General features: G+C 44.9%; 3 protein-coding genes. 2 read left to right on the top strand and 1 reads right to left on the bottom strand.

Annotated elements, in window-relative coordinates; translation table 11 throughout:
• Nucleotides 1-357 (top strand): RNA-guided endonuclease TnpB family protein (locus tag IM319_RS04875; protein WP_287734846.1); only part of this gene is annotated, 357 nt, incomplete at its 5' end.
• A gap of 39 nt (nt 358-396) precedes the next feature.
• Here the strand turns inward: IM319_RS04875 and sat are convergent.
• On the bottom strand, nt 397-1566 hold the full coding sequence (gene sat / locus IM319_RS04870) for a sulfate adenylyltransferase (RefSeq protein WP_287079802.1): 1170 nt from the start codon (nt 1564-1566) through the stop codon (nt 397-399).
• A 131-nt stretch (nt 1567-1697) separates the two neighbouring features.
• On the opposite strand from sat, the gene IM319_RS04865 reads away from it, so the two are divergent.
• The gene (locus IM319_RS04865; RefSeq protein ID WP_286825298.1) at nt 1698-2402 is read left to right on the top strand and encodes an SDR family oxidoreductase; all 705 of its coding nucleotides are present in this window, start codon (nt 1698-1700) and stop codon (nt 2400-2402) included.
• Nucleotides 2403-2570 lie beyond the last annotated feature (168 nt).

Genomic DNA, 2570 nt, shown 5'->3' with positions numbered 1-2570 from the left:
AACCCGAAATTATCTCAGGCAATATCTGATGTAAGCTGGGGAGAAATTACCCGACAATTAGCCTATAAATGCCGTTGGTATGGGAGAAATTACATCGAAATAGATAGATGGTTTCCCAGTTCTAAGCGGTGTAGTAATTGCGGGTATATTGCTGAGAAAATGCCGTTAAATGTTCGAGAGTGGGATTGTCCGAACTGTGGGACACACCATGACCGAGATATTAACGCCAGTAAAAACATTTTGGCCGCAGGACTTGCGGTGTCAGTCCGGGTCGCGACCATAAGACCAGAACAGAGTAAATCTGTTAAGGCCGGTGCGAAACCCCGCAAGGGAAAGAAGCAGAAACCTAAATCGTGAGGTTTGGGAATCACCGTCCGTTTTACGGCGGTGAGGATGTCAAGACTCTCGCATGGCGCGGATTAATTCGGCAGCCACTTCTGGACGGGAGAATTCCGGAGGTGGTAATTCTCCTTTACGCAGCAGTTCCCGGACTTTCGTTCCCGAAAGGTGTATTCTTTCTTCCGGTAAACTGGGGCTAGTTTTAGTGGTTGCCATTCCCGAAGTGCGGGTACAGTAGAAAGCGTGTTCAAACTTCATCGGCACGATTCCCAATTCCCCCGGCTCGAACTCATCAAAGATATACTGAGCATCGTAGGTTCCGTAGTAGTCTCCGACTCCGGCATGGTCACGACCGACGATAAAATGGGTACAACCGTAGTTTTTACGGATAATAGCGTGGAAAATTGCTTCCCGGGGGCCGGCGTAACGCATAGCTGAGGGGTTGATAGCCAGAATAACGCGATCTTGGGGAAAGTATTTATCCATCATGATCTCATAGCAACGCATCCGCACATCGGCCGGCACATCATCGCTTTTGGTAGCGCCGACAAGAGGATGCAAAAATAAACCATCTACCACTTCTAGGGCGCATTTTTGAATGTATTCGTGGGCCCGGTGGATGGGATTACGGGTTTGAAAACCGACAATCGTTTTCCAAGCTTTTTCGTGGAACATTTTCCGCGATTGCAGAGGATCGATCTGATATTTGGGAAACTGAGGATGAGGATCGCGCTGAAGCAACCATATTGGACCTGCGAGGTTAATTTCTCCCTGTTCGTAGAGGACTTTTACCCCGGGATGTTTCTGGTCGTCGGTACGATAGACGTTAACTGCTTCGTGGGCCTTATTGTAACGGTATTTTTGGGTTAGCTCTAGGACTCCGACAAAGTTGCCTGCGCTGTCATCTAAACGAATCCAGTTGCCTTCTTTGAGGGGATCCGCCACTTCTTCGCTAACGGAAAGAGTCACGGGAATTGCCCAGGGTAAACCATTGATTAGACGCATATCATCGACGACTTTTTCGTAGTCGTCCTGTTCCATAAAGCCTTTGAGGGGACTGAAACCACCAATAGCAATCATAACTAAATCCGAGAGCGCTCGTTCATCTAAGGAAACTCGCGGTAGTTTTTCAGCTAGGGCCAGAAATTCTGCTTTTTCAGCAGCGGTAGCAATACGATTAATTAATTGCCCACCGTGGGGCGCGATTCCTTCGGTCAGTACAGTCATAAAATTTTCTTTACATTGTCACGGTTTATCCTATCAGAAGTTGGCTAAAGCTTAATCAAAGGGGCGTGACTGTCGATGCTTTTCTGGGGCGAAAGGCCTACAATAAGATTTGTAAAGAATTATAAATAATTATGAGCGAAAAAGTTGTCCTGATTGTCGGTGCTACGGGGGGTATCGGTGCCACTTTAGCCCGTAAACTAGCTGTTAATGGTCATAAACTCGTATTAGTGGCCAGAAATGCCGATAATTTATCTAATTTAGCTAGTGAGTTGGGTTGTCCCTCTTTAATTGTGCCGACGGATATCACCAATCCGACTCAGGTAGAAACTTTGATGGAAAAAATTGTCTCCCATTACGGCCGGTTGGATGTGTTGGTTAATGCGGCTGGAGCCGGGGTGATGAAACAATACAATAAAATTACGCCGGAAGATTTAGATAAAATGCTCGACCTCAATCTGAAGGGGAGTTTTTATACCTGTCAGGCTGCGGCTAATGTGATGAAGGAAAATAAGTACGGTCATATCTGTAATGTGGTGGGAATTTTAGGTAAGCATTCTATGGCTATGGCTGCCGCTTATTGTGCTTCTAAGTACGGGGTGGTCGGTTTTAGTAAATGTTTGGCCGATGAGTTAAAACGCTATGGTATTAAAATGACTTTATTCTATTTTGGTGGTGTGGATACTCCTTTTTGGGATCAGGTGAGCTTAAAAGTTGATCGCACTAAAATGTTAACCGCTCAAACCGCCGCCGATGCTATCTATTTTGCCATGAATGCTGAACCCCAAGCCGTCCCCATGGAAATTAATATTCAACCCGATAGTCATCTCTTTTTTTAGTCCTCAGCTTTTTTAGTCCTCAGCTTTTTCAGTTATCAGTTATCAGTTATCAGTTATCAGTTATCAGTTATCAGTTATCAGTTATCAGTTATCAGTTATCAGTTATCAGTTATCAGTTATCAGTTATCAGTTATCAGTTATCAGTTATCAGTTATCAGATGTAAGTTT

The sequence above is a fragment of the Microcystis sp. M113S1 genome (assembly GCF_020246945.1).
In the GTDB taxonomy this organism is placed as follows: Bacteria; Cyanobacteriota; Cyanobacteriia; order Cyanobacteriales; family Microcystaceae; genus Microcystis.
This window is presented reverse-complemented; position numbering and strand designations above follow the sequence as displayed.